Source organism: Halarcobacter mediterraneus, from assembly GCF_004116625.1.
Taxonomy (GTDB): Bacteria; Campylobacterota; Campylobacteria; order Campylobacterales; family Arcobacteraceae; genus Halarcobacter; species Halarcobacter mediterraneus.
Window position 1 is genome coordinate 102,165 of sequence record NZ_NXIE01000004.1, and the last position, 24,781, is coordinate 126,945.

Sequence of the window (24,781 nt, forward strand, 5' to 3'; positions counted from 1 at the left end):
CCCTAGAGGACTATTTTATTATTTACAACTTGCTGGAACTTCAAAGAATACATCAATCTCATTCCAAGATTTTCCTTTATGAAAAGCACTACAAACAGCAGCAAATCTTGTCCAAGCTTTATTTGTATTAAATGCAAGAACATCTAACTTTCCACTTGCTTTGATTGTGTCACCTTCTGTTTTATATGAAAATGGAATAACTTTAGTTTCTCCATTCATTTTAAACTCTACATCCATAGAATCAGCTGCAACTTTTATAATTTTTACATTGATTTTTCCAATATCTTTTTCAAAGCCTTTGAAAAAGTTATTAACAGTATTCATATTTCTTACTTTTGCCATACTAGCAGGCCACATTGCTTTACCATTATTCATATCAGCACTTGTATCAAGAGATAAAGCATCAATTTCTAAAGTTGCATTTAATAGTTTTCCATTAGGAAAATTACTTTTTGAATTTGTAAATGTATTTTTTGTTACAACATAAGACTTATCTGGTGCTCCAAAAAATGTAAAATCATATTTTAAGTTGTCTTCACAACTACCAGCAAATAGGTTACTTGATAAAATACCAAGTGTAACTAGAGAAAAAACAGTTTTTTTCATACTTTTCCTTAAAAAAAAATTTCACTATTCTATATTAATATTAATAATAATTATCTTAATTGTAAAAATTATTTTAAATTTTTTTTAGTAAAATACGAAAAAGGATTGATATGACTCCCGCAATAAATTTATTAAAAAAAAATAAATGTGATTTTAAAATTCACAAGTATGACCACGACCCTTTATGTACTAACTATGGAAAAGAAGTAGTTGATAAGTTAAATTTAAATGAAAAACAAGTTTTTAAAACTTTACTTGTTGAAATTGATTCAAAAGAGTTAGTTGTTGCTATTATCCCTGTTTCAAATCAATTAAATTTAAAGGCAGTTGCAAATACTTTTTCTTGTAAAAAAGCACAAATGGCAGATAAGCAAGAAGCACAAAAAGTAACAGGGTATTTACTAGGAGGAATTTCTCCTTTTGGACAAAAAAAACGATTAAAAATGGTTTTAGACTCTAGTGCAAAAGCTTTTGACACAATCTTTGTAAGTGGAGGGAAAAGAGGTTTAGATATAGAAGTAAAAGTAGAAGATTTTTTTGAAATCTTAACTCCAAAGTGCACTAGTATTCTTATATAAATATTTTTACATTTGTATAATTTTTAATATTTTTCTTAATTTTTTAACTGTAGTATTAAAATAAATATTATAAAAAAGGATATTTTATGGCTACAACATCTCCTGATATGAACGCTATTTGTTCTCAATTGCTTACTCCAAATGATTTAGAAATTTCAAATGACTTATTTAAAAAAGTTCTTGAAGAAAAAATAGTTACAAGAATAGAAGAAATAAAGAATTCAAACAGTATTAAAATATATTCAAAAGAGCAAATACTTTTATCTGAAATAACACCTATCTTACATGATATAGGCTTTGTTATTATAGATGAAGTAACTTATAGTGTAGAATACAAAAATGAAGCTATTTATGTATTGAAATTTAATTTAAAACTTCAAAATAAAAGTGAAGAAAAGAAAATTATAAATGCAAAAGATAATTTAGAAAGCATAATTACAAGCTGTTTGTTAGATTCTTCAATGGTTCACTCAAAGGTATTTTCTTTAGTTTTAAATGAGAACTTCAATTTAAGGAAAATCAGTCTTGTACGAGCTTTTGTTGAATATTTAGACCAAGCAGTATTAACTATAAATTCTGCTTCAATTTTACATACTTTAGTAACATATCACAAAATAACATCATTATTTGTAGACTATTTTGAAAGTAAGTTTTCTCCTACTTCTACAAAAAGAGAAGAAAAATTAAAAAAAATAGAGACTACAATCGAAGATGAAATAAAACAGATTCCTCAAATTAATGATGATAGAATTTTAAAACTTACTTTTTCTTTTTTAAGAGCTTTATTTAGAACTAACTATTATCTTAATAGGGAAACTATTTCTTTTAAAATTGATGGAAAATGTTTTGGTACAAACTTAAGAGGTATTCAACCAAATTTTGAAAACTTTATTTATCATCCTGATTTTTATGGAGTTCATTTAAGAATGAGTAAAGTTTCAAGAGGTGGGTTAAGATGGTCTGATAGACATGAAGATTATAGACAAGAAGTAAAATCTTTGATGATTACTCAAGAAGGGAAAAACTCAATTATCATTCCTGATGGTTCAAAAGGTGGTTTTGTAATTAATAAAGATACAAATCTTGTTACAAAAGAGTATTTCCAAGAAATATATTCAATGTATATAAATGCAAACCTTGACCTTGTAGATAATATGGAAAATTCAGAAGTTGTAAAAAATAAGGATATTATTGCTTATGATGGAGATGACCCATACTTTGTAGTAGCAGCTGATAAAGGAACAGCTTCAATGAGTGATGTGGCAAATAGTATTGCTATTGAAAGAGGGTATTGGTTAGGCGATGCCTTTGCAAGTGGTGGTTCTAATGGTTATGGTCACAAGGATTTAGGAATTACTGCAAGAGGTGCAATAATGTCTACAAAAAGATTCTTTATAGAAGAAGGAATTGATATTTATAAAGATGAAGTTTCAATTGTAGGTATTGGTTCTATGAGTGGAGATGTTTTTGGAAATGGACTTATTGAATCAGAAAAATTTAAACTTTATGCAGCAATCTCACATAAAGATATTTTTATTGATCCTACCCCTAATTTAAAAACTGCATATTTAGAAAGAAAAAGGTTATTTGAATCTAAAAATGGTGGTTGGAAAAACTATAATCCTGAACTAATTTCTAAAGGTGGAGGAGTTTTTAATAGGTATGATAAAGAGATAGAGTTAAGTGCTGAAATTAAAAAACTATTAGGAACTAAAAAGAAAATAGTAAGTGGTGAAGAACTATGTAGAATGCTTCTTACTATGGAAGCAGATTTATTATTTAATGGAGGAGTTGGAACTTATGTAAAAGCAAGTGATGAAAACTCTATTGATATTGGAGATAAACAAAATGAAGCTGTCAGGGTTGATGCAACTGATATAAAAGCTAGAATTGTTTGTGAAGGTGGAAACTTGGGGTTTACTCAAAAAGCTAGAGTAGAATATGCCCTAAGTGGTGGAAAAATAAATATTGATGGAATAGATAACGCAGGGGGAGTTGATACTTCTGACCATGAAGTAAATTTAAAAATACTTCTAAATATAATTGCAGAGCATGAAAATATATCAAATGAAGAGAGACAAAATATTTTAAACTCTATGACAGAGCAAGTTGTAAATCTTGTTTTACAAAGTAATTATAACCAAGCTCTTGTAATATCAATGGAAGAGAGATTTTCAAGAAAGTATTTAAGTGACTATTTAAAAGTAATTGAAACCTTAGAAGAAGAAGTAGAAGCTTTTGATAGAAAATCTTTTTTTATTCCTAAGAATGAAAATATTCATGAAGTTGTAAATATTGAAGAGTCTTTAGTAAGACCTGTATTATGTTGTTTATTATCTTACTCAAAAATATTTGTAAAAAAACTTTTATTAGAATCTAATTTAGTAGATGAACAATTTGCTTTACAATATTTATATAGATATTTTCCTAAATCTTTTGTAGGTGCTTATGAGCATGATTTATTAAAACATCCTCTAAGAAGAGAAATAATTGCTACAAAAATGGCAGATATAATAATCAATTCTCAAGGTTCTACTTTTATAAGTGATTATAGAAAATTAGGAACTGATAGATTTTTACTTAAGATAAAATCATATCTTGTAGCAAGACAACTATTTGGAGCAAAAGAAGTTAGAAAAAAATTAGCATCTCAAGATTACATTATAGATGCAGAAACTCAGTATAAACTACTTGGAAAACTTGAATATACTCTTTATTCAAGTACAAAATGGATGGTTAAATATTTAAAGAAAAATCAACTTGATGCTACTCATATTTTAGACCATAAAGATGAGCTTTTTTCTTTATTAGAGCAAGTTCATCAGCAAAAAGTAGAGAATATTATTGATGGAGATGAAATGTTTAATCAATTTTATTCAGTAATTGATTATCTAAGATTTGCAATTCCTGCAATTGTATTACAGTCTTCAACTCATCATTCTTTTAAAGATGTGGTAGTATTATTTTATTCTTTAATACATGAATTTAATATTTTAGATATTATAGTTGAGTTAAATAAAGTTAAATTGTCTACTCGCAATGATATGGTTTTAAGAAATCAGATTTTACAATTTATAGAGTTTATTGTTGTTGATTATACAAAAAAGATTTTAGATTTTCAAAGGGTTAATGAAAAACCAGAAGTTGCCTTTGCAAATTTTATAAATAATGAAAAAGATATCTTTTTTAAAGTTAGAGATAATCTTGACAGATTTATGACAAAAGATAATAAAGATATAAAAGAAATTGCAGTAACTGTTAATCAACTTATGGTATCATTATTATAAGATAAAATTAAATTTAATTTAATTAATACCATAAGTTAAACTTATGACTATTTTTTTAAGTACTTATAGGGTATAGTAAAATAAAAAAGGGGTTGTCATGAAAAGTAATATGGATGATGAGTTATCTTTAGATAAAATTGATGATTATAATAATAAAGAATCTAAAGAAAAAAGAAGAACTGTATTATTAGTAATTATTTTCTGTTTAGTTGTAGGAGCTGTTTTTTCTTATATCAAATATAATAATGAAGTTGATGATTATGTTGGTTCAGAACAGGCTCCTGGGATTGATATCTCAAAAAAATAACTAAATATTTAGAAAGAGATTCTTTCTCTTTCTTTAATAACATTAATATTCATTCTTCTTATTAAATTTATTTTAATTAAGTTTTAGGTTAAAATATTATAATTCCAAATGTTTTAAGTGTAATAATCACTTATTAATATCAATGTATAAAAGTCTATTTTAACAAAAAAAGGTCTTAATTAATGAAATACAATCTTATTTTACTCTACTTTATAATAACTTTCTTCTCTGCCTGTACTGCAACAACTCAAATAAAACAAGATTCTTTAGAACAAATAAAAGAAGATGAAGAAAAGAAATTACATCTTCAAAAAATAGAAGCGACCAATGAAAAGGTTGAAGAAGTTAAAAAAAATATTACTCTTCTAGAAAAAAGAATTGAACTTGTTGAAAAAGAGTTAAATCCAAAAGTTGTTGTAAAAGAAAAAATAAAAACTGTTTTTGTGGAAAAACCTGTGACTAAAGATAAAAAAACAATAGTTGGCATTTATGAAAAAGTTTATATTCCTTCAATAGAACAAGTATATGAAGCGAAAATTGATACAGGAGCAACAACAACATCTATTCATGCTTTAGATATAAAAGAGTTTGAAAGAGATGGTAAAAAATGGGTTAAATTTAAGTTTCAAAATGAGAAAAAAGAACTTATTGAAAAAAGTTTACCAGTAGAAAGAGTTGTTAGTATCAAAAGACATGGGGTTGAAAAAAATCAAAGAAGGTATGTTGTAAAAATGAGAATTAATTTAGGTGATTATAGTGAAGTTATTGATGTTTCATTAACAGATAGAAGTAAATTTAATTATCCAATATTAATAGGAAGAAACTTTTTAAATGGATATATTGTAGTAGATGTTTCAAAAAAATATATAACTAAACCTACAAAGAAATAAGATGCGTTCAAAGTTTAAACTTTCTAATACTCACAAAGTAATCTTTTTTTCATTCTTCTTAATTATTTTAGCTTTTTCTTTAATTACATATAAAATTGTTTACTTAGGATTTCCTCTTTTTCAAGACGAAACAGATAATATTTGGAATATTGAAGCTAAAATAACTTTTGATAGTAAAATTAAAGATAATAGTGGAATAGTTTCTTTAACAATCCCTTCTAAACAAAATGGTTTTCTAATAATAAATGAAGATTCAAGTTCTCCCAATTATGGATATAGTGTTCAAACTTTAAATGATGTTAGAAAAGGTATTTGGTCAAAAAGACAAATACAAGGGGAACAAACTTTATATTATTCTATTGATGTTATAAAAGATAAATACAATAAAATTAAGCCTAAGGAAGATTTTGAACAAGAAATTTATTCAGAAGATGTTAAAAATCCAATAATGATGGCTTCAAAATCTATTTTAGATAGTATCTATTCAAAAAGTGCTAATTCTCTTACCTTTACCTCTTTATTAATAGAAGAGTTTAATCTAAAACAACCTTCTCAATCTACAAAGTTAATTAGAAATAATTTTATGAGTACAGATAAACAAAAAAGAGATTCTTTAGTTAAAATGATTAATTTTATGGGATATAGTGTACGAACAGTTGGTGCTTTATACTTAGAAGATAAAAAAAGAAATATAGATTTAGTTCCTATGTTAGAAGTGTTTTATAAAGATAAATGGTATCTTTTTGATATAAATAAAGGAATGACTCCTAATAATTTGGATATTTTTATTTGGCAAAGGGGAACACAGTTTTTATTAGAAGCTGAGGGAGTAAAAAACTCTAGTGTAAGATTTTCTATAACAAAAAATATAGTTCCAGCAAGAAGTGCAGCTTTAGTAAAAGATATAAAAAATGAAAGTACACTATTGGATTTCTCTTTATTTGTTTTACCTAATGAAACTCAAAATACTTTTAAATTTTTGCTATTAGTTCCTCTTGGAGCATTAGTTGTGGTTTTTATGAGAGTTGTAATAGGACTTAAAACTTCTGGAACTTTTATGCCTATTCTTCTTTCTATGGCTTTTATTGAAACTCAACTTGTTCCTGGAATAGTTATGTTTATAGTTGTTGTTACTATTGGATTAATTGTAAGGTCGTATCTATCCTATTTAAATTTATTATTAGTTGCAAGAATCTCCTCTGTTTTAATAGTTGTATTAGCAATTATGGCTTTTGTAGCAATTATGTCACAAAAACTTAATTTAGGATATGCAACAAGTATTACATTTTTCCCTATTATTATTTTATCTTGGACTATTGAAAGAATGTCAATTCTTTGGGAAGAAGAAGGGGCAAAAGAAGTATTTCAACAAGGAAGTGGTTCTTTGATTGTTGCAATAGTTGCTTTTTTTGCAATGACTAATAAGACACTTAGTTTCCTTACTTTTAACTTTCCTGAGGTTTTATTAATAGTTCTGGGATTAACAATTCTCCTTGGTCGATATAGTGGTTATAGATTAAGTGAATTATATAGATTTAAAACAATGGTAGATAATAAATAAAATGTTTTTAGCAAATCCATTCAAACTAAAAAAACTTGGTATTTTAGGAATGAATAATAGGAATATTAATTTTATAGGGAAGTATAATAATAGAAAAAACTATCCTTTAGTTGATGATAAATTAAAAACAAAACATTTAGCTTATGAATATAATTTAGCAGTACCTGAACTTCTAGGGTATATTCAGTTTCAAGTAGAAGTAAAATCATTTTTAAGATTTATAAAAAATGAAAAAGGCTTTGTAATTAAACCAGCACAAGGTAGTGGTGGAAAGGGAATTCTCGTAATTGTTGATAAAAAAAATGGTAAATATATAAAACCAAGTGGAGAAGAACTTAACTCTTCTGATATTAGAAGACATATTTCGAATATTTTAAGTGGTTTGTATTCTTTAGGTGGGAAAAATGATATTGCTTTATTTGAAAAACTAGTAAACTTTGACAATATCTTTGATGGTTTTTCTTATGAAGGAGTACCTGATATAAGAGTTATTGTTTATAGAGGTTATCCAGCTTTAGCCATGATGAGATTGTCTACTTCTCAAAGTGATGGAAAAGCAAATTTACATCAAGGTGCCGTTGGTGTTGGAATTGATATTAAAACAGGAAAAGCCTTAAGTGCTGTTCAATTTAATAGACCTATTAAATTTCATCCTGATACAAATAAAGAGTTGAAAACTTTGGTAATTCCTTATTGGGATGATATCCTTCATCTTTGCTCAAGGTGCTATGAAATGACACAAATGGGATATTTAGGAGCTGATATTGTAATTGATAAAGAAAAAGGACCTCTAATATTAGAACTAAATGCAAGACCAGGACTTGCAATTCAAATAGCAAACGATACAGGAGCTTTAAATAAATTTAATAAAATAGATAAGGTTTATGGAGCTCACAATACAATTGAAGAAAAAATAAATTTTTCAAAAGAAAATTTATAGGAAGGTAGGATTTTGTCTAGTTTTGAGAATTTTTTTGAATATCATATGAAAACAAAGCACTCTTACTTTTCTGTAAGAAGTTTTCCTAATAGATTAGACTGGAATAATCAACCAAGTGCTTTTAAATCATATCCAGACAATTTTGAAAAAATAGAATTAGATTTAGAGAAAGAAGAACATAAATTTATTTTTTATATTGCTGGAGTAAGTGCAAAAAAAACTTATCCAGGAGTTGAATATTTTTTAAGAGTAAATCCTAGTGCAGGGGCACTTTATCCAAATGAAATTTATTTTCAAAGTAGAAATAACAAAGAGTTTGAAGATGGAATTTATCATTTTGATATAGCAAGTTCTAGTATAACTTTATTAAAAAAGATAGAAAATGAAGGTATTGAAAAGCATTTAGGTTTTGAAAAAATGCAAGATGGTTTTTTATTTTTGATTTCTTCAATTTATTATAGAAGTTCTTGGAAATACAAAAATAGAGCTTTACGATATTGTTTACTTGATGCAGGACATATTTTAGGAACTATTGAAGCCTCTTCTTATTTATTTGATAAAGAGTATGAAATATTATATAATTTTGATAAAAAGGCTTTAAACTCTTTATTTAATTTTGATGAAAAAGAGTTTTTTACTGTTGCTATTTCTTTATCAAAAGAAACTGAAAAAAATATTGAAGATATCTCTTTATCTCTTCCAACTGTTGATGGAAGTTATTTTTTTGAAAAAAATGAAATGATTGAAAAAGCTTATGAAGATTCTATTGTTGTTGATAATTGTGTAAAACAGAATATAAAACCAATATTTAATTATCAAAAAAAGTTTTTAGAAGAAATTATTATAAAAAGACGTTCAATTAGAGATTTTACAAAACAAGCTATAAGTGAGAATGAATTAAATATAATTTTAGATGTTCTATATCAAAAAATTTGTTCTAATTGTGATGAAGATGTAGATATATATTATGTTGTCAATAGAGTTAAAGGCTTAGAGTTAGGACTTTATAAAGATAAAAAGCTTTTGAAAACTGGTGATTTAAGTTCAAAGGCTGGATATTTATGTTTAGAACAAGATTTAGGAAAATCTTCTGCTGTAACATTTTTTTTAACTTCAAAAGAAAAAAACTATCAAGCTTTATATCAAAAAGCTGGTTTATTAGGACATAGATTATATCTTGCATCAAATTATTTGGGATATGGTTGTAGTGGAATAGGAGCATATTATGATGATGAGGTTTGTGAATTTATTGGTGAATATACACAAGTTTTATATGCTCTTGCTATAGGGAATTAGGTATTAAACTATGAAAAATAAGTATTGTTATTTTTTTATGTTTTTATCTTTTTTTTTGTTAGCTTATATTTCTATTGATACTTATTTTGATATTTCTCAAAAACAAAAAACTTCAATTGATACTCAAAGCTTTTTTATAAAAATATTTTTTTTAGCTTTTATCTTTATATTTGTGGCTGTAGTTCTTACTTATTATAAAATTAGAAAGAAAAATAAATTGAAAAAAGAACTGGAAACAAAATCTGATATGATGATTATTGATAATAGTTCTTTAAAAAACAATTCAAACCTTGATTCTTTAACTCAATGTCTAAATAAAGAGTACTTCTTATCAAAGTTTGATGAGTTGATTAAAAAAGCAATTAAAGATAAACAGGTTCTTTCTTTTTTTATTGTAAATATAGATGAATTTAAATCTTTTAATGATATCTATGGTGAAAATGAAGGTGATGAATGTTTAAAATTGATTGCTAATATAATAGTAAAATATTGTAATGGAAAAAATGATTTAGTTTCCAGGTTTGGAAAAGATGAGTTTTATATTCTTCTTCCAAATAATTCAAATGCAAATGATATAGCAATAAAATGTTTAGAATCTGTACGAAGATTAAAAATTCCCCATGCAAACTCTATTGCTTCAAATATTTTAACTATAAGTATAGGAATAAGTAGTTTAGTCCCTCTCCATCAAGACCAAAAAGATGAACTTATTTTAAAAGCAAAAAACTCTTTATTAGAAGCTAAAAAAAATGGTAGAAATAGAATTGTAACCCTTTTATAAACCTTATTTAAATATAATCTAATTTATTTTTTATAAGGAAGTAATTTGAAGAAAGCATTCTCATTAATGGAGCTTATGGTTGTCATTATTATTTTAGGTTTATTAGCTGCCTTTGTTTTACCTAATTTAACTGGTAAAAGTGAAGAAGCAAAGGAAAAGATTGTGTGTGTACAAATGAAAAGTGTTGCACAGGCATTAAAACTGTATAAACTTGACAATTCAAGTTATCCTACCACTGAAGAAGGTATCAATATTTTAGTAGAGAAAAAATATTTTGAAGATGGAAAACTACCTAAAGATGCTTGGAGTAGTGATTTTATATATGTTCAAACTGAAGATTCTTTTGATTTAATTTCTTTTGGTTCTGATAAAAAAGAAGGAACTGAAGATGATATTTATTATTCAAAGTGTAATCAATAATGAAAAACTCTATTAAGGTAAATAAAGCTTTTACCTTAATAGAACTTATTATTGTAATTTTATTAATCTCTTTAGTATATTTTTTAGCTTTTTCTAGTTTTGATTTAAAACAAAATCAAAAAAAAGATTTAGAGATTACAGATTTGAAGAATTATCTTTTAAATAATTTTTCATATGAAAAAAGTTTAAAACTTGTTTGTTTGGATTATGAGTTTTTCCCTTGTTATATTTTTATAGATGGAAAAAGGAATGAAGAAATTAAAATTGAAAATTTATTTGTTCAAGAACCAAAAGTTTATATGTATACAAAGGATTTAAAAGATTTTTATTTAAACGAAATAAAAATAGAAAACATAACTTATCAAACAATATTTGAAATAGAATTTAATGAAGATTATAAACATAAAGATATAGTTTTGGAATATGATGATAAAGTCTATTTTTTCAATTCTATTTCAAATATTATTAAAGTGTATAAAAACACAAATGAAATTTTAGATGAATTTTATGATAAAAGTATAGAGGTAAAAGATGCTTTATAGTTATCAAGGTTTTGATTCAAATGGTTTCAAAACGAAGGGAAAAATTGAAGCTATTTCTTTAGAAGAAGTAAAATTAAAACTAAAAGCAAAATCAATTTTATATACAGATATTAAAGAAGAAACTTTAAATTTTGGAAAAATTTCTTTAAAAAGAAAAAAAACTTTGCCTTTATTATCCTTATCAAATCTAAGTAGAGATTTAAGTATCTATCTTAATTCAGGACTTACATTAATTTCTTCTATAAATCTTTTAAAACAAAGATATAAAGATAATAAAACAATGCATTCTTTTTTTGAAACTATTTCTACTTATCTTGATGAAGGGAAAAGTTTTTATGACTCTTTGGAAGCACAAAAAATAATAAAATTACCAGATTTTTATAAACAATCAATAAAAGTAAGTGAAAATGGAGGTTTATTAGAATCTGTACTTTTAGAGTTATCAGTCTTTTTAAAGGAACAAGATAGAATTAGAAAGCAAGTAGGTTCGGCATTAGCTTATCCATTGTTTATACTTTTTGTTTCTTTTTTTATGGTTGGTTTTATGCTTTCTTTTATTGTTCCAAAAATTACTTCAATTTTTACACAGTTTGATCAGGAATTACCTAAAAGTACCCAAATAGTAATTGCTTTAGGAGATTTCTTTTCCAATAATTATCAATTTATTTTAGTACTTTTATTCCTCTTTATTTCATTATTTATTTTTCTAATGAAAAAAAGTACAAAATTTAAATATGCTTTTGATAAATTTATTTTAAAAGTACCTTTCTTTTCTACTATGATAGAACAAGGTGAGTTAGCAAGGTTTTCATATATGAACTCTATTTTAATAAAATCAGGAGTTCCAATAGTTCAAGCTATTAATTTAAGTGCTAATATTTTGAAAAATAGTGTTATAAAAAAAGTTTTTATCGAAGCTTCAAATAGCGTAGTAGAAGGTAAAAGATTATCTTCTTTACTCGCACAAAATCGTATTTATAAGATAGATGAAGCTTTTATTCATTCAATTTCAATTGGAGAAGATACAAGTAGATTAAGTGAAATTCTAAATAACTTAGCCTCTTTGTATAATGAGTCAAATAAAGATAAAACTGATTTATTTTTATCTTTATTAGAACCTGTTTTTATGCTTTTTGTTGGTGTTACAATTGGTTTTATAGTAATTGCAATGTTATTGCCAATTTTTTCTATGAATTTAGGATAAGTTTTGAAAAAAGGTATTGTTCTTTTAGTTTCTTTATTTTTTATAGCTACAATATCAATCTTAGTTTTAAAAAATTTAGATGATACCGATAAGATACTAGAACAAAAAAATTATAAGCTAGATTTTTCACAAGCTTTACTTTTAACAAAAAATATTCAAAAAGAAATACAAAATGCAATAAAAAACAATAAAAATAACTTTGAAGAACTTTTAGAGGATGGAGTTTTTGAATCCCTACCTCCTTTTGATTTTCAAGGTATAAGAGTTTCATTTTCTTTAGATGAGAATACAAAAGAAGATATAAATGAACTTTCTAAAAATTATGTACTAGATGATTTAGAAAAAGATATTTATAATTTAAGAAGCTATTTAGAAGTAAATAATATATATGATTATCCAATTTTGCAGGAACTTTATGAAACGAAAGTACATGAAGATGAGAAAATAAAAAGTAGTAAGCAAGTTGAGGATATAATAAATAATTTTATTATAAGAACATATTCAAATAAAATAAATGATTTAAAAGATAACATTGGTTTTACAGAGTCTTATAAGGATTATATTCTGAGAATAAAGGTCTCTATGGAAAAAGATTTTTTAAAATCTTATTATCTTTTAGATAAAGAAGGACAGGTAAAGTATTTTGAAATTAGTTTCAAATAAAAAAAGTAAAACACTATTTTTAAGTTCAAGTAGCAAGTTTTTAAATATTGAAGAAAAAGTAAATATTATTATTTCACCAGAGTTTTATTGGATAAGAAAATTTGAAATTCCTGTAAAAACAGAAAAACAAGCAAAGTTGATTTTACCAACTCTTTTTGAGGATATTATAGAAGAAGATAGTTCAGAACTTGTTTATCAAGTAAAAAAAATAGAAGAAAATTTATATTTAGGTTTTGCTTTTGATAATGGAAAAATATTTGAAGCAATAAAAAAAAGTGGAATAAATGTTTCCAATATAGACTCTTTATATTTTGCTCAAATTGAGTGCAAAGATATTAGTTCTTTCAGTTCTGCAAATCAAAATTTTATTTATACACAAGATAATATCTTAGTAAAATTACCAAGTAATCTTCCCGTTGATAATTCCCCAATTGATAATAAATTAGACAAAATAGATTTGAGTTCTTTTAAAGTGAATATAAAACTTTATAATAGTGCAATTTTAAATAGTAAGAATTTAAGTTTTATTTATACTTTTTTTATACTTTTAGCTTTAGTCAATTTCATTAAATACTTTTCTTATAAGCTAGAAACTAATAATATAGAAGAAAATTTAGAAAAAATATCAAAAGCTTCATCCCTTCCTTCTAGTAAAATACAAACAAATGCAATAATAAATAAATATAAATCAACAATAGAATTTGAAAATAAAAAAAGAGAAATAATTTCTTATTTCGTATCGAATTCTTCTTTAGGATTAAACTTTTTTGAGATGGATAATAATAGTTTGTCTTTTTATTTTAATGCTAAAAATAAGACAAAAATAGAGAGCTACATAAAAAAGAAGTATAAAATCTCTTCAAGTAAAGTTGTATCTAATAATTTAATAGTGAGTATCTCAATATGAATAAAATAAATCCAATATATATAATATCACTTGTTTTTGTTCTTTTCCTTTTTTCTTTATCTTTATTAAGTAGCTCAAAGAATGCACTTAATACTATAGAAAGTGAATTAAAAGAGCTTAATAAACTCTCATTGGAATATAAAGAGTACAAAAACAATTGGTTTAATAAAGAAGAGATAGAAAAAAGAGTAGATAGGTTAGTTAAAAGTATAAGTTTTAAAAATGAAAAAGTTTTAGTATCTCAAAGTGAAAATATAATTAAAATAAAAATTCAGTCAAAGGATGAAAAAGTTTTAGAAAAGTTTTTAAAAAGAGTTTTAAATGAAAAATTTATTCTTAAAAAATTAGATGTAAAAAAAGACTCTATATATTTAGAAATAGGAGTTAAAGTATGAAAAAAATTTTAAGATTTCTTCTTTTAAGTCTATTTTTTATACTTACTTTAATTTATTTCTTTCCCAAAGAAAATTTATACTTTTTAATGGAAGAAAAACTTCAAAAAGAAAAAATAGTAATTTCAAATGAAACTATCAATTTTGATTTTATAGGTTTTTCTTTAGAAGATTTTGATTTATATTATGATGGTATCAAAATAGCAAAAATTGATGACTTTGATATAACTTATTCTTTTTTTAATTTTAATAAAATATTAATAAGTTCAAAAAGTAAAGAACTGGGGAATTTACAAGGTGAGTTTGATTTATTACAATTGAAATTTGAATCAAGTTTTAAACCAACAAGTAAAATTAAAACTAAGTATGGTTCTTTACTTGGTAAACTAAAAATGAAAAATGGAGCATATATTTATGAATATAAATTATAATAAAGTTTTCACTTTTTCAAAACCTTTATTTATTTTATTGTTAATAAGCTATTTCATTTCAATGCTTTTTTTTATTTTTCTACCTAAAAGTAGTATTGAGTTTGAAGCAAGTAATGTAAATACTTTAACTTATAATGAATATAAAGGCTTTTATTCACAAAGTTCAAATATAAATTTGGAAAATAGAACAAAAAAACAAGTAGGAAATATAAAAAAATTATCTGATTATAGATTAAAAGCAATTTATGCAAAAGAGGATTTAAGTGGTTGGATAATTGTTGAAAATATAAAAAGTAATGATAGTCTTATTTTAGAACAGGATTCAAAATTAGATAATTATATTTTAAAAAAACTTTATAAAAATTATGTAGTCTTTTTAAGAGATGAAGTAGAGTATAAACTTGTTATTCCTGAAGATTCTAGTATTAAATATGAAATGCAAAGAATGAATAATAATATAAAAGAAAAAGTAATAGTAAATGGAAATAAAGTAAAACTTGAGAGAAGTTACTTAAATCAATATGTAACAAATATTGAAAAAGTTTGGAATAATATAGCTATCTCAGACTATAAAATAAATGGAAAACTTGATGGATTTATAGTAAATAAAATAAATAAAAGCTCTGTCTTTGCTAAATTAGGTTTAAAAAAAGGGGATATTATTAAAAGTGTAAATGGAAATAAACTTAAGTCATATGCAGATGCTTTTAAAGTTTATAATAATATTAATAAAATTGATTATTTAAGTTTAGAAATACAAAGAAATAAAGAATTGATGGAGATATCATATGAAATTGATTAAAGTTTTTGCAAGTTTAATTTTACTTGTTAGTATAAGTTATGCAAGTGAAGAAAAAATAAGTGTAAATTTTAAAGATTTGCAAATAATGCAGTTAGTTAAATTAACTTCTAAAATTATAGATAAAAATATTTTGCTTACAGATAAAATACAAGGAAAAGTTGATTTTATTTCAAATAAACCAGTTACAAAAAAAGAATTAATAGATATTTTGATTTTTGTTTTAGAGTCAAAAGGTTTTACCTTAATTCAAAATGATAATATATTAAGAATAGTAAAACTAAATGAAAGTGCAAAACAAAATGTTCCTGTAGTTACTAATAATACAAAAGATAAATATAATCAAATGGTAACTCAAATAGTTTCAGTTAGAAATGTAAATGTAGATTATACAGCTTCAAAAGTTAGGCATCTAATTTCTAAGAATGCAAAACTGGTTACAAATAAAGATTCGAATACTCTTGTAATAACAGACTTTTTAAATAATATTCAAACTATAAAAAAAGTAGTAAATTCTATGAGTTATGGTGCCAAAAAAAATATGGATACAATAGTTTTACAAAATATTTCAGCAGTAGAAGCTAAAAAAAATTTAGATGCAATTGCAAAATCTTTATATGATGTGAAAGTTGAAACACAAAAAATTGATATTGTTGCAAACAAAGATAATAATTCTTTAGTTTTTGTAGGAAATAAAAAAAATATAAATTATTTAAAAAACTATATAAAAAAGATTGATACAAATGATTCTTTAATAAAAAGAGTTATTGAAGTTTATCCTTTGAAAAATGTTGAAGCAGTAAATGTTATAAAAATTATTGATGGAATAATTGGAAAGAAAAAATATATAGATGAAAATGATAAGCCTTTATCATCTGTTGATGAGGAGTCAAACTCTATAGTAATAATGGGACCAAGTTCAGAAGTAGAATATATAAAGATTTTATTGGCTCAACTTGATAAAGAAAAAGCACAAGTTTATGTAAAAGCAAGAATTATTGAACTTAATGATAATAAATTAGATGAAATAGGTGTTAAATATGGTATTTTTGGAGGAAATGCTGGAAGTGATGGTTTGGCAACATTTTCTTCAACTTTAAATGGTGGTTCATCAATTGCAAGTATTCCACAGGGGTTTGAACTGGATATTCCAGAACTTAGTTCAGGATTAGCTTTAGGTGCATCAATTTCTTTATTAAATAGTGATGGAGCTTTAGATATTGTTTCTGAACCTTCAGTTTTAGCAATTGACAATAAAGAAAGTTCTATTTATGTAGGGGAGACTATTTCTATTAAAACTTCATCTACTACAACAGATGGTGGAAATACAAATGATAATTATCAAAGAGAAGATGTAGGACTTACTTTAAAAGTAAAACCAAGAATTTCAAATGATAATAAAGTAACTTTAGAAATAAATACTATTTTAGAAGATGTAAAAACAACTGCAACAAATAGTGGAAATGCAGACACTTCAAAAAAAGAAGTAATAACATCAGCTATTGTAAATAATGGTGAATCTGTAATCATAGGTGGATTAATTCAAGATAAAGAAGAAGAAACAGAAGATAAAATCCCTCTTTTAGGGGATATTCCTCTTTTAGGATATGCTTTTAAGAATACAAATACAAATATAGCTAAAAAAAGTCTTGTAGTAATAGTGACTCCTTATATAGTTCCTAAATCAAAAGATTTAACTTTTGTAAGAAATCAATTAGCAAAACTAAAAGCTTTAGAAGATAGATTTTTAGAAAAATCACTAATTAGATTAAAAGAAGAACAAATAAAAAAAATACAAGAAAAGAGAAAGTTTAAAGAAAGAATGAAAGAACTTGACGAGGAATTAGGAAATAAAGAAAAAAGATATGTTAAAGAAGATAATGATGAATTAACACCAAGTCAAGTACAACATCAAAAGATTCTTAAAGAACAGTTTGGAATGTAAAATGCAAATAAATGAAATCCACAACACTAAATTACTCCCTTATGAAGAGATAAAAAACTATGAAGTTGCTTTAAAAAATTTTGTTCTTTTTACTCAGATAAATGATGAAATAGTAATAGCAATAAATAAAGAACATATGAGTTTGTCTTTAGATTATTTATCAAAATGTAATTTAGAGTATGAAATTATATTTTTAGATGAAATCTCTTATGAAAAGCTTTATAATAAGTTTTTAGAAATAAAAACTGATAAAGAAATGAGTGCAATTCAACAAGAACAAGAAGATGCAATTTTAGAAGAAGAGGATTTTTCAGTAAGTGAATTTTTAAAAGTAGGAAGTGATATCCTAACTTCAGAAGAATCAGCACCTATTATCAAGTTTGTAAATTCACTTTTTTATCAAGCAATTAAGAAAAAATCTTCAGATATACATATAGAAATGCATGAGCAAAAAGCAGAAGTTAGATATAGAGTTGATGGAGTTTTAGTAAAACATATAGAACTTGATAAAAATATTATGTCTTTGGTGATTTCAAGAATTAAAGTTATTTCAAACCTTGATATTAGTGAAAAAAGAGTACCTCAAGATGGAAGAACTCAAATTAAAATTGCAGGAAAAACTTTAGATATTAGGGTTTCTATTTTACCTACTTTTTATGGAGAAAGAGTAGTTATGAGAATTTTAATGCAAAGTGATGAGCTTTTAAGTTTATCTGAGCTTGGTTTTGCAAAACATATTACAGAGGAACTTAGTACATTAGTAGAAAACTCATATGGAATGATATTAGTAACTGGACCAACAGGAAGTGGTAAATCAACAACTTTACACTCATTATTACATCAAGTAGTTAGTGAAGAAAAAAATATTATTACAGTAGAAGACCCTGTTGAATATAAATCAAATGAATTTTCTCAAATACAAGTAAATGAAAAAGTAGGTTTAACTTTTGCATCAGGACTTAGGTCAATTTTAAGACAAGATCCAGATATTATAATGTTAGGTGAAATTAGGGATAAGCAAACAGCTTCTACTTCAGTTCAAGCAGCATTAACAGGACACTTGCTTTTTTCAACACTTCATACAAATAGGGCCCCTGCAGCAATTACTAGACTTATTGATATGGGAGTAGAGAAATTTTTAATTTCTTCTTCTTTATTAGCTGTGCTTGCTCAAAGATTAGTTAGAAAGCTTTGTGATGATTGTAAATGTGAAGATGAATCTACAGCTTCCCATGAAGTATTTGGCTTATCTAAAGATGACAAAATATACAAAAGTGTAGGATGTAAATCTTGTAATTACACTGGATACGCAGGAAGAGTTGCTATTGGAGAACTTTTTGTAATTGATGAAGAAATAAAAGAGTATTTAAAAGGTGATGTTGATGATAATACTTTAATGAAACTTGCCACAAAAAATGGAATGAAACCAATATTTGAACAAATAAAACAAATGGTAAAAGAAGGTAAAACTTCTGTTGATGAGGCAATAAGAATAGGTATAAAATAGTGAAAAAGTCTTTTTCTTTAATGGAAGTTATCATTGCAACTGCACTTTTGTCAACCGCTTTACTTGCCTTAATTCAGTCAGGAAATAATTCTCTTAACTTTATAGAGAAATCTGAAAAGACAAAAAAAGAAAAAGAATATTTGCAAATAGCATTAGACACTAAGCCCTTTTCAAATAGAAACGAAAATATATATTTAGATAAAGAATTCAGTAACTTAGATGATGATTTACGTTTAGAATTAAAAAAAATAAAAATAAAAGTAAAAGAAGAGCTTCTTTCTAAAGAGGATATAAAACTTGATAATTTTTCTTTTACTTTGAATAAAACAAAAACTGAGTATTTAGTTGATGAAAAAGTGAAAAAAAATATTTATAGAATAAAGATATCATTTTGAAAAAAGCATTTACTCTTTTAGAAGTTGTTATTTCAGTTACTATATTTTTGATTATTTTAACTGTATTGTATAAAGTATTAGATGATACAAAATCAATGAATAAAAATATTGGTAAATACTTACAGCAGGATATAAATACTAATGAACTTTATAAAATTTTAGTAGAAGATATTGCAGAAGCTAAAGAAGATACTATAAAACTACAACAAGTTAAAGATGAAAACTATCTTATAACTTTTGAGTCTTTTAATACTTATCACAATGCCTTTTATACAAATATAACTTACCTTTTATCAAAAGAGAATAATCTTATAAGAGTAGAAAGTAAAAATAAATTTGAAAGAAATAAAATAAATGAAAACTTCTTTGAGACTTCTTATATAGATATTGTGCAAAAAAATGTTAAAAAGTTTCAAGTTTTTAAAAAAGCTGATAAAATATTATTTTCAATAACATTAAAGAATAATAAAAGAGAACTTTTTACAACATTTATAATGGGGAACTAAAATGAAGAAATATCTAATAATCTTTATACTTTTTATTAGTATATTAAGTGCAAATACACAAACACAAACTCAAAAACCATCAGAATTAGAACTCTTTTTATTTAAAATTGGTTTTGAAGCTTTATTAAATGATGTTGATGAAACTAAGCAAAAAACCGATTTAAACGAAGAAGATATAAAAGAGTTAAAACAAAAAGTTACTTTACTTATGGATGAGGTTTATAAAGAAAAAACTTCTTTAGAAAATAAGAATAATAATGAAGATATTGATAAATTAAAAGAGGAAATAAAACTCTTAAAAAAAGAGTTGATCCAGTTTAAAAATAGAAACAATATAGAAATTAAAGAAAAGAAAGTTTTTGTACCTAAAAAAAATAGTATAAAATATAAGAATTATATAGTTGCAACAAATATTGCAAATATATATACCTTACCTAATGCAAATTCTCAAAAAATAGATAAAGTAAAAAGAAATACTGTTTTAAAGATAGAAAGATGTGATAGATTTGGTTGGTGTAAGTTTTATCAAGAAGAAAAATATATACAACAGTTTTTATTAAAATAAAAAATAAAGCCTAAGCTTTATTTTTCATCATTAGTATTCATCATCCAAATTGAAAATATATCAATATAGTTCCAAAAAGATTGTTTAAGCTCTTCGTCTAATTCAAGAGTATTTAAAACCATAATATATGATTCTAACCAAATTCTTCTAGCTTCTTGTGTAATTGCAAAAGGCATATGTCTAGCAACCATTCTTGGAGCACCTCTACTCATATCAAAATATCTAGGTCCTCCACAAATTTGAATAAAGAAATCAGCAGAATGTTTTTTTGCCATTTCAAAACCCTCCTCAGTTGGAGGGAAAAGTCCTCTAATATTACTTTGTTTTAATAAATCATAATGGTCTGAAACCATTTTTCTCATACCTTCTTCACCTAAAGCTTCTAGTATTTTTGGATTTGGTAAAGAAACTTGAGGTCTAGTTCCTATTTGAGCAGGAGTTATATTATATTGCATTTTGTATCCTATTTGAAGTTTTGAAAAATATACAATAATATATTTATAAGTTTTAGAAAATTTCAGAACTAAATTTTATTTTTTATTAAAATACTATTTTAAAAATAACAATAATTTAAACTAAACAAGCTAAAATTTTACTTTTAAATATAATAAATAAGGATATAAAATTGAAAAAAATAAAATACTATAGTTTAGTTTCATTTTTTACTTTAGGTTTAGTATTAAGTGGTTGTCAAGAATCAAGTGATTCAGATAAAACAGCAATAGTTCACAATGGAACTGAGTATAAAGTGATAACTTCTCCAATTACTGGAAAACAATGGTTAGATAGAAATTTAGGTGCTACTTCTGTATGTACTAAATCAAGAGATGAGTTCAAATCTGATAAAGAATATATTGCAGACCAAGGAGCTTGTTTTGGTGATTTATATCAATGGGGAAGATTAAAAGATGGACATGAAAAAATCAATAGTGATTCATCAAAAAACTTAAGGGCAGATGATATAACAAATGCTGGGAATAGTTTTATTACAGTGACTTCTAGTCCTTATGATTGGACTAGTCTTGATAGTAATGGTAATTTAAGAAAAACTCAATGGAGTAAAACTGATGGAAGTTCAGTTTGTCCGATAGGTTTTAGAGTACCAACAATTCAAGAATTAAGATCTGAAACAGTAGATTATTATAAAAAAATAGATGAAGAAGTAGGTGCAGTAAAGGTCATAAATAGAGATACAGCTTTTAGAAACTTTTTAAAAATGCCAACAACAGGTTATAGAAATGGAAGACATGCAGGATTAAGTTATCAAGGTGCTTATGGTCATATTTGGTCAACTTCCGTAAATGCAAATAGGTCTGTTTATTTAAATTTTACAAAAAAAGATGCAGGTGAATATAAAATGTTTAGAGAAACAGGTTTTTCAGTTAGATGTATTAAAGGTTAAAATAAGAAGATTATTCTTCTTATTTTATATAGTTAGACTTTTTATCTTCTTTGTCTAATTCTTGTCCTATTTCTTTATATCTATTGAAGTAAAACTCTACAAAAGCTTTGATTTTTGAATCACTAGGCATAAAGTATTTTGACTCTTTTTTAGCAAATCTTTCTAAAAACTGTGTGGCATCTTTTTTATCTAAATAGTGTTTTGCTAAATCTGTATATGTTTTTTCATACCATTGCTTTAACTCTTCTATTTTACAAACAGATAGGTCAATATTTAATTTTTCATTTTCAAAATCTAAGATACCAACTGTAAATAAACCTGATAAGTGAATTAAACCTTCACAATAATATGGTTGTACTTCATCAACTTCCATCCAGCCTATAAGTCCTACAGCTCTTTTAACTAGGTCTATTAAAACTTGTTCTTCTAACTCTTTTTCATCGTTTTGAGTATCTAAGAAAAATGAAATAAGTCCACCAGTTGTAGCTTTAAACTCTTCTATGTTTTTAAAGTTTCCTGTTTCATTCATGAGAGTTTCTGTTTCATCATCACACCATAAAATATGTCCATATTCATGTCCAATTGTACTTATATCATAAACTTGATGCCATTTATCAGTTTCATTAAATAAAAATTCTCTATCTTTTGTAAGAAGTTTTTGCCCAAAAATCTCTTGACTTAGTTTTAAAAATGGTTTAGCTCTTGATATTTGCAATATCTCATCTGAAAATGCAAATATCTTTTTACCTTCTTCTTTTGATACTATTTCATCATTTGGTACAACTTGTGCTGAAAAAAGTCCATTAAATTCAGCCCCAAAAAACAGTGCAGGTCTTCCAATATATAATTGAACCTTATCAAGTGATTTTAGTGAAAAGTCATAAGTTGCTTTATATTCATCACTTTGTTCAATATTATCAAAAATTTTTGCAAAGGCAGATTTGATTTTATTTACTCTGTGGTCATTTTGTGCAAAATGTGGATTTGTAAGTCTAATATCCCATTCTAATGCAACTGCTTTTCTAAAATGATCTTCATAGTATTCTAAAGGATGTCCTATTTGAACTGGAGATTTGATTTTCATCCAAGCTCTATCTACATCAGCCCATTTCTCAACAAGAAGATGGGTTTTATTTTCAGAAAAGGCTTTTATAAGTGATTGAATATAAAGAATATAATCCCATTTTTGACCAAATTCTTCATCTTCTAGTTCTATTAATCTTTGTTCAAAGTTTTCTAAAGCATCAACAACTTCTGTTGTTTGTTTTTTGAAGCTATCAATATATGCTTTACTTTTATAGGTATCCTTTTCTTTTACAAGTGCAGAATAAGATCTATCTGCTTCAATGTTATTATGCCCTAAATCAAATAGTTTATGTTTTTTTAGATATTCAAAAACTTTTGTTTCATTTCCATCAAACATATTTAAAAGCTCTTTATTTACACCATTTATAATATGTGCAGTCCATGAACTTTGCCAAGATGACATTTTAAGACCAACATTATAAACACCTGTAAAAATTTCTTGGTAAAAAGGTGTTAAAAGATTATTATGTTTTATATAATCAATTGTATTTTTATGCTTTTCATGCCAAAAATCTCTTACAAAACAATAAGCTTTTTCTTGTAAATCTATAATCTCTTTTTCATTTTTACCTATTTTTTTAAGTACCTGAACTAAAGAATCATCTCTTAAGTTTACAAGTCTTGTTACAAGTGCAAGTCTTAAGTTTGAATCAAGTTCTAAATTTAAAGTTTTAGCAAACTCATCAATAATTGTTAGTTTGTCATATTCTTCATCTTCTAAATATGTTATTAATTTATTAGTATTGTTTTTTTGTAAATCTAAATATTCATATAGTTTTATTAAATCATTTAAAAATTTATCAGTCATATTTATCCTTTTTGTCAGAGTTTATTTTATCAAAAGTATATTTTAATTCAATGAATTTTATATATATAGTAATATATACTTAAATATTCCATAAATTTGATTCAGGGAAATTGAAAAGTTTATCATTAGTAAGTGCAAATTTCATAAATTTTCTTACAAAAGAGCTAAATTGTATCACAGCCATGAATGTTTTTTTATCTGATAATTTGTGTCCAATTATTTCCCCATCCCATCTTGCTTCGTGAACTAATTCATTTCTGAGTTTATAGATTTTATCCAAAATATTATTAGGCAACTTAGATTCAGATATTTCTAAAAACTTGTAAACAGTTTTTAATCTTCTTTCATGTTTACTTTTTATTTCTTTTTTCAAAAGCATATGTTGTTTTATAAGTTCATTGTTTTTTAAACAACAAGTTGAATATTGCCATAAAGCATCAAAAGATTTATAAAGTTCAAACAACCATTCAAATTCCCACTTAAACTTTTTGTATGAGTTATATGAATATAAAGCTGAAATTATAGTGTTTCTGTATTTACAGTCTTGAGGGATTGATTGATAACTTTTTATGGATGATTTAATCAAATCTTCTAAATAATTTTCTTGTATTTCTTTAATTTCAATAGAATTTAATTTTACGGTTCCATCAAACCAATAATTATCTGGCATAACCCATTGATTAAAATTAAAACCAATCACATGAATTAAATAGTATAAAAAATACTTATCATTGATTTTTTTATTTTTTAATTTCAAAATATGACTAGATGGTAATCTTAATTGTTCTTTATAATTTGGATAATATACATAATCAGAATTATCTTTTATAAGTCTTGATTTAAAACAATTAAATGATTCTTCTATTGAACTCAAAGTATTGATTTCAAAGATCTCATTATTAATATTAAATTTATAAGGTAAAAATCCAAATTTTAATTCATTCATTATTATTGTCCATAAGT

The 24,781-nt window shown here is 24.8% G+C and carries 26 protein-coding genes; 22 read left to right on the forward strand and 4 right to left on the reverse strand.

The window, feature by feature from the left end; genetic code table 11:
• Positions 1-18: 18 nt before the first annotated feature.
• Positions 19-606: a hypothetical protein gene (locus tag CP965_RS10290; protein ID WP_129062024.1), complete on the reverse strand. Its 588-nt coding sequence runs from the start codon at positions 604-606 to the stop codon at positions 19-21.
• A 110-nt stretch (positions 607-716) separates the two neighbouring features.
• Here CP965_RS10290 and ybaK point away from each other — a divergent pair, with 110 nt between their 5' ends.
• The 21 genes from ybaK (at position 717) to CP965_RS10395 (ending at position 20,522) form a co-directional block, all read left to right on the forward strand.
• The gene (gene ybaK / locus CP965_RS10295; RefSeq protein WP_129062025.1) at positions 717-1,184 is read left to right on the forward strand and encodes a Cys-tRNA(Pro) deacylase; all 468 of its coding nucleotides are present in this window, start codon (positions 717-719) and stop codon (positions 1,182-1,184) included.
• A gap of 86 nt (positions 1,185-1,270) precedes the next feature.
• Entirely contained in the window at positions 1,271-4,471 is a 3,201-nt protein-coding gene (locus tag CP965_RS10300; protein ID WP_129062026.1) for an NAD-glutamate dehydrogenase domain-containing protein, read from the forward strand.
• Between the two features lie 97 nt (positions 4,472-4,568).
• Positions 4,569-4,778 carry a hypothetical protein gene (locus CP965_RS10305; protein WP_129062027.1) on the forward strand — a complete coding sequence of 70 codons (210 nt, stop codon included), beginning with the start codon at positions 4,569-4,571 and terminating at the stop codon, positions 4,776-4,778.
• 182 nt (positions 4,779-4,960) lie between these two features.
• Positions 4,961-5,668, forward strand: a complete 708-nt coding sequence (locus CP965_RS10310; protein WP_129062028.1) for an ATP-dependent zinc protease family protein — start codon at positions 4,961-4,963, stop codon at positions 5,666-5,668.
• 1 nt (position 5,669) lies between these two features.
• Positions 5,670-7,229: an inactive transglutaminase family protein gene (locus CP965_RS10315; protein ID WP_129062029.1), complete on the forward strand. Its 1,560-nt coding sequence runs from the start codon at positions 5,670-5,672 to the stop codon at positions 7,227-7,229.
• A 1-nt stretch (position 7,230) separates the two neighbouring features.
• Entirely contained in the window at positions 7,231-8,169 is a 939-nt protein-coding gene (locus CP965_RS10320; RefSeq protein ID WP_129062030.1) for an alpha-L-glutamate ligase-like protein, read from the forward strand.
• 12 nt (positions 8,170-8,181) lie between these two features.
• On the forward strand, positions 8,182-9,465 hold the full coding sequence (locus tag CP965_RS10325; protein WP_228712713.1) for a SagB family peptide dehydrogenase: 1,284 nt from the start codon (positions 8,182-8,184) through the stop codon (positions 9,463-9,465).
• A 10-nt stretch (positions 9,466-9,475) separates the two neighbouring features.
• Positions 9,476-10,246, forward strand: coding sequence for a diguanylate cyclase (locus CP965_RS10330; protein WP_129062031.1), 771 nt, complete (start codon positions 9,476-9,478; stop codon positions 10,244-10,246).
• A 45-nt stretch (positions 10,247-10,291) separates the two neighbouring features.
• Positions 10,292-10,666 (forward strand): type II secretion system major pseudopilin GspG, encoded by a 375-nt coding sequence (gspG, locus tag CP965_RS10335; protein ID WP_129062032.1) that lies wholly within the window; start codon positions 10,292-10,294, stop codon positions 10,664-10,666.
• A complete protein-coding gene (locus CP965_RS10340; protein WP_129062033.1) occupies positions 10,666-11,208 on the forward strand; it encodes a prepilin-type N-terminal cleavage/methylation domain-containing protein in 543 nt (180 codons plus the stop codon). Before gspG ends, CP965_RS10340 begins: the two co-directional genes overlap by 1 nt.
• Positions 11,198-12,412, forward strand: a complete 1,215-nt coding sequence (locus CP965_RS10345) for a type II secretion system F family protein (RefSeq protein WP_129062034.1) — start codon at positions 11,198-11,200, stop codon at positions 12,410-12,412. The genes CP965_RS10340 and CP965_RS10345 overlap by 11 nt, the downstream gene beginning before the upstream one ends.
• 3 nt (positions 12,413-12,415) lie before the next feature.
• Positions 12,416-13,075, forward strand: a complete 660-nt coding sequence (locus CP965_RS10350) for a hypothetical protein (protein ID WP_129062035.1) — start codon at positions 12,416-12,418, stop codon at positions 13,073-13,075.
• Positions 13,056-13,982 (forward strand): hypothetical protein, encoded by a 927-nt coding sequence (locus CP965_RS10355; RefSeq protein WP_129062036.1) that lies wholly within the window; start codon positions 13,056-13,058, stop codon positions 13,980-13,982. The genes CP965_RS10350 and CP965_RS10355 overlap by 20 nt, the downstream gene beginning before the upstream one ends.
• On the forward strand, positions 13,979-14,377 hold the full coding sequence (locus CP965_RS10360) for a hypothetical protein (protein ID WP_129062037.1): 399 nt from the start codon (positions 13,979-13,981) through the stop codon (positions 14,375-14,377). Before CP965_RS10355 ends, CP965_RS10360 begins: the two co-directional genes overlap by 4 nt.
• Positions 14,374-14,805 (forward strand): hypothetical protein, encoded by a 432-nt coding sequence (locus tag CP965_RS10365; protein WP_129062038.1) that lies wholly within the window; start codon positions 14,374-14,376, stop codon positions 14,803-14,805. Before CP965_RS10360 ends, CP965_RS10365 begins: the two co-directional genes overlap by 4 nt.
• A complete protein-coding gene (locus CP965_RS10370) occupies positions 14,789-15,607 on the forward strand; it encodes a PDZ domain-containing protein (protein WP_164971017.1) in 819 nt (272 codons plus the stop codon). The genes CP965_RS10365 and CP965_RS10370 overlap by 17 nt, the downstream gene beginning before the upstream one ends.
• Positions 15,594-17,549 (forward strand): type II secretion system secretin GspD, encoded by a 1,956-nt coding sequence (gene gspD, locus CP965_RS10375; protein WP_129062040.1) that lies wholly within the window; start codon positions 15,594-15,596, stop codon positions 17,547-17,549. The genes CP965_RS10370 and gspD overlap by 14 nt, the downstream gene beginning before the upstream one ends.
• Position 17,550: 1 nt before the next feature.
• On the forward strand, positions 17,551-19,056 hold the full coding sequence (locus CP965_RS10380) for a GspE/PulE family protein (protein ID WP_129062041.1): 1,506 nt from the start codon (positions 17,551-17,553) through the stop codon (positions 19,054-19,056).
• Complete coding sequence (locus CP965_RS10385) at positions 19,056-19,451, forward strand: hypothetical protein (RefSeq protein WP_129062042.1); 396 nt, start codon at positions 19,056-19,058, stop codon at positions 19,449-19,451. The genes CP965_RS10380 and CP965_RS10385 overlap by 1 nt, the downstream gene beginning before the upstream one ends.
• A complete protein-coding gene (locus tag CP965_RS10390; protein WP_164971018.1) occupies positions 19,448-19,957 on the forward strand; it encodes a PulJ/GspJ family protein in 510 nt (169 codons plus the stop codon). Before CP965_RS10385 ends, CP965_RS10390 begins: the two co-directional genes overlap by 4 nt.
• Position 19,958: 1 nt before the next feature.
• Positions 19,959-20,522 (forward strand): hypothetical protein, encoded by a 564-nt coding sequence (locus tag CP965_RS10395; protein WP_129062044.1) that lies wholly within the window; start codon positions 19,959-19,961, stop codon positions 20,520-20,522.
• Positions 20,523-20,539: 17 nt separating this feature from the next.
• Here the strand turns inward: CP965_RS10395 and CP965_RS10400 are convergent, their stop codons facing one another.
• Positions 20,540-20,977, reverse strand: coding sequence for a globin domain-containing protein (locus tag CP965_RS10400; protein ID WP_129062045.1), 438 nt, complete (start codon positions 20,975-20,977; stop codon positions 20,540-20,542).
• A gap of 170 nt (positions 20,978-21,147) precedes the next feature.
• On the opposite strand from CP965_RS10400, the gene CP965_RS10405 reads away from it, so the two are divergent.
• Entirely contained in the window at positions 21,148-21,924 is a 777-nt protein-coding gene (locus tag CP965_RS10405) for a fibrobacter succinogenes major paralogous domain-containing protein (protein WP_164971019.1), read from the forward strand.
• A gap of 19 nt (positions 21,925-21,943) precedes the next feature.
• On the opposite strand, the gene ciaB is transcribed toward CP965_RS10405, so the two are convergent.
• Entirely contained in the window at positions 21,944-23,818 is a 1,875-nt protein-coding gene (gene ciaB, locus CP965_RS10410) for an invasion protein CiaB (RefSeq protein WP_129062047.1), read from the reverse strand.
• 79 nt (positions 23,819-23,897) lie between these two features.
• Complete coding sequence (locus CP965_RS10415) at positions 23,898-24,764, reverse strand: hypothetical protein (protein ID WP_129062048.1); 867 nt, start codon at positions 24,762-24,764, stop codon at positions 23,898-23,900.
• Positions 24,765-24,781 lie beyond the last annotated feature (17 nt).

What these genes read in the sequence shown, in the direction of transcription:
- CP965_RS10370 (WP_164971017.1), top strand. Translation starts at nt 14,789, where the DNA reads ATGAATATAAATTATAATAAAGTTTTCACTTTTTCAAAACCTTTATTT.
- CP965_RS10365 (WP_129062038.1), top strand. Translation starts at nt 14,374, where the DNA reads ATGAAAAAAATTTTAAGATTTCTTCTTTTAAGTCTATTTTTTATACTT.
- CP965_RS10345 (WP_129062034.1), top strand. Translation starts at nt 11,198, where the DNA reads ATGCTTTATAGTTATCAAGGTTTTGATTCAAATGGTTTCAAAACGAAG.
- gspD (WP_129062040.1), top strand. Translation starts at nt 15,594, where the DNA reads ATGAAATTGATTAAAGTTTTTGCAAGTTTAATTTTACTTGTTAGTATA.
- CP965_RS10340 (WP_129062033.1), top strand. Translation starts at nt 10,666, where the DNA reads ATGAAAAACTCTATTAAGGTAAATAAAGCTTTTACCTTAATAGAACTT.
- ybaK (WP_129062025.1), top strand. Translation starts at nt 717, where the DNA reads ATGACTCCCGCAATAAATTTATTAAAAAAAAATAAATGTGATTTTAAA.
- CP965_RS10330 (WP_129062031.1), top strand. Translation starts at nt 9,476, where the DNA reads ATGAAAAATAAGTATTGTTATTTTTTTATGTTTTTATCTTTTTTTTTG.
- CP965_RS10360 (WP_129062037.1), top strand. Translation starts at nt 13,979, where the DNA reads ATGAATAAAATAAATCCAATATATATAATATCACTTGTTTTTGTTCTT.
- CP965_RS10320 (WP_129062030.1), top strand. Translation starts at nt 7,231, where the DNA reads ATGTTTTTAGCAAATCCATTCAAACTAAAAAAACTTGGTATTTTAGGA.
- CP965_RS10395 (WP_129062044.1), top strand. Translation starts at nt 19,959, where the DNA reads ATGAAGAAATATCTAATAATCTTTATACTTTTTATTAGTATATTAAGT.
- CP965_RS10380 (WP_129062041.1), top strand. Translation starts at nt 17,551, where the DNA reads ATGCAAATAAATGAAATCCACAACACTAAATTACTCCCTTATGAAGAG.
- CP965_RS10300 (WP_129062026.1), top strand. Translation starts at nt 1,271, where the DNA reads ATGGCTACAACATCTCCTGATATGAACGCTATTTGTTCTCAATTGCTT.
- CP965_RS10305 (WP_129062027.1), top strand. Translation starts at nt 4,569, where the DNA reads ATGAAAAGTAATATGGATGATGAGTTATCTTTAGATAAAATTGATGAT.
- CP965_RS10310 (WP_129062028.1), top strand. Translation starts at nt 4,961, where the DNA reads ATGAAATACAATCTTATTTTACTCTACTTTATAATAACTTTCTTCTCT.
- CP965_RS10400 (WP_129062045.1), bottom strand. Translation starts at nt 20,977, where the DNA reads ATGCAATATAATATAACTCCTGCTCAAATAGGAACTAGACCTCAAGTT.
- CP965_RS10315 (WP_129062029.1), top strand. Translation starts at nt 5,670, where the DNA reads ATGCGTTCAAAGTTTAAACTTTCTAATACTCACAAAGTAATCTTTTTT.
- CP965_RS10290 (WP_129062024.1), bottom strand. Translation starts at nt 606, where the DNA reads ATGAAAAAAACTGTTTTTTCTCTAGTTACACTTGGTATTTTATCAAGT.
- CP965_RS10415 (WP_129062048.1), bottom strand. Translation starts at nt 24,764, where the DNA reads ATGAATGAATTAAAATTTGGATTTTTACCTTATAAATTTAATATTAAT.
- ciaB (WP_129062047.1), bottom strand. Translation starts at nt 23,818, where the DNA reads ATGACTGATAAATTTTTAAATGATTTAATAAAACTATATGAATATTTA.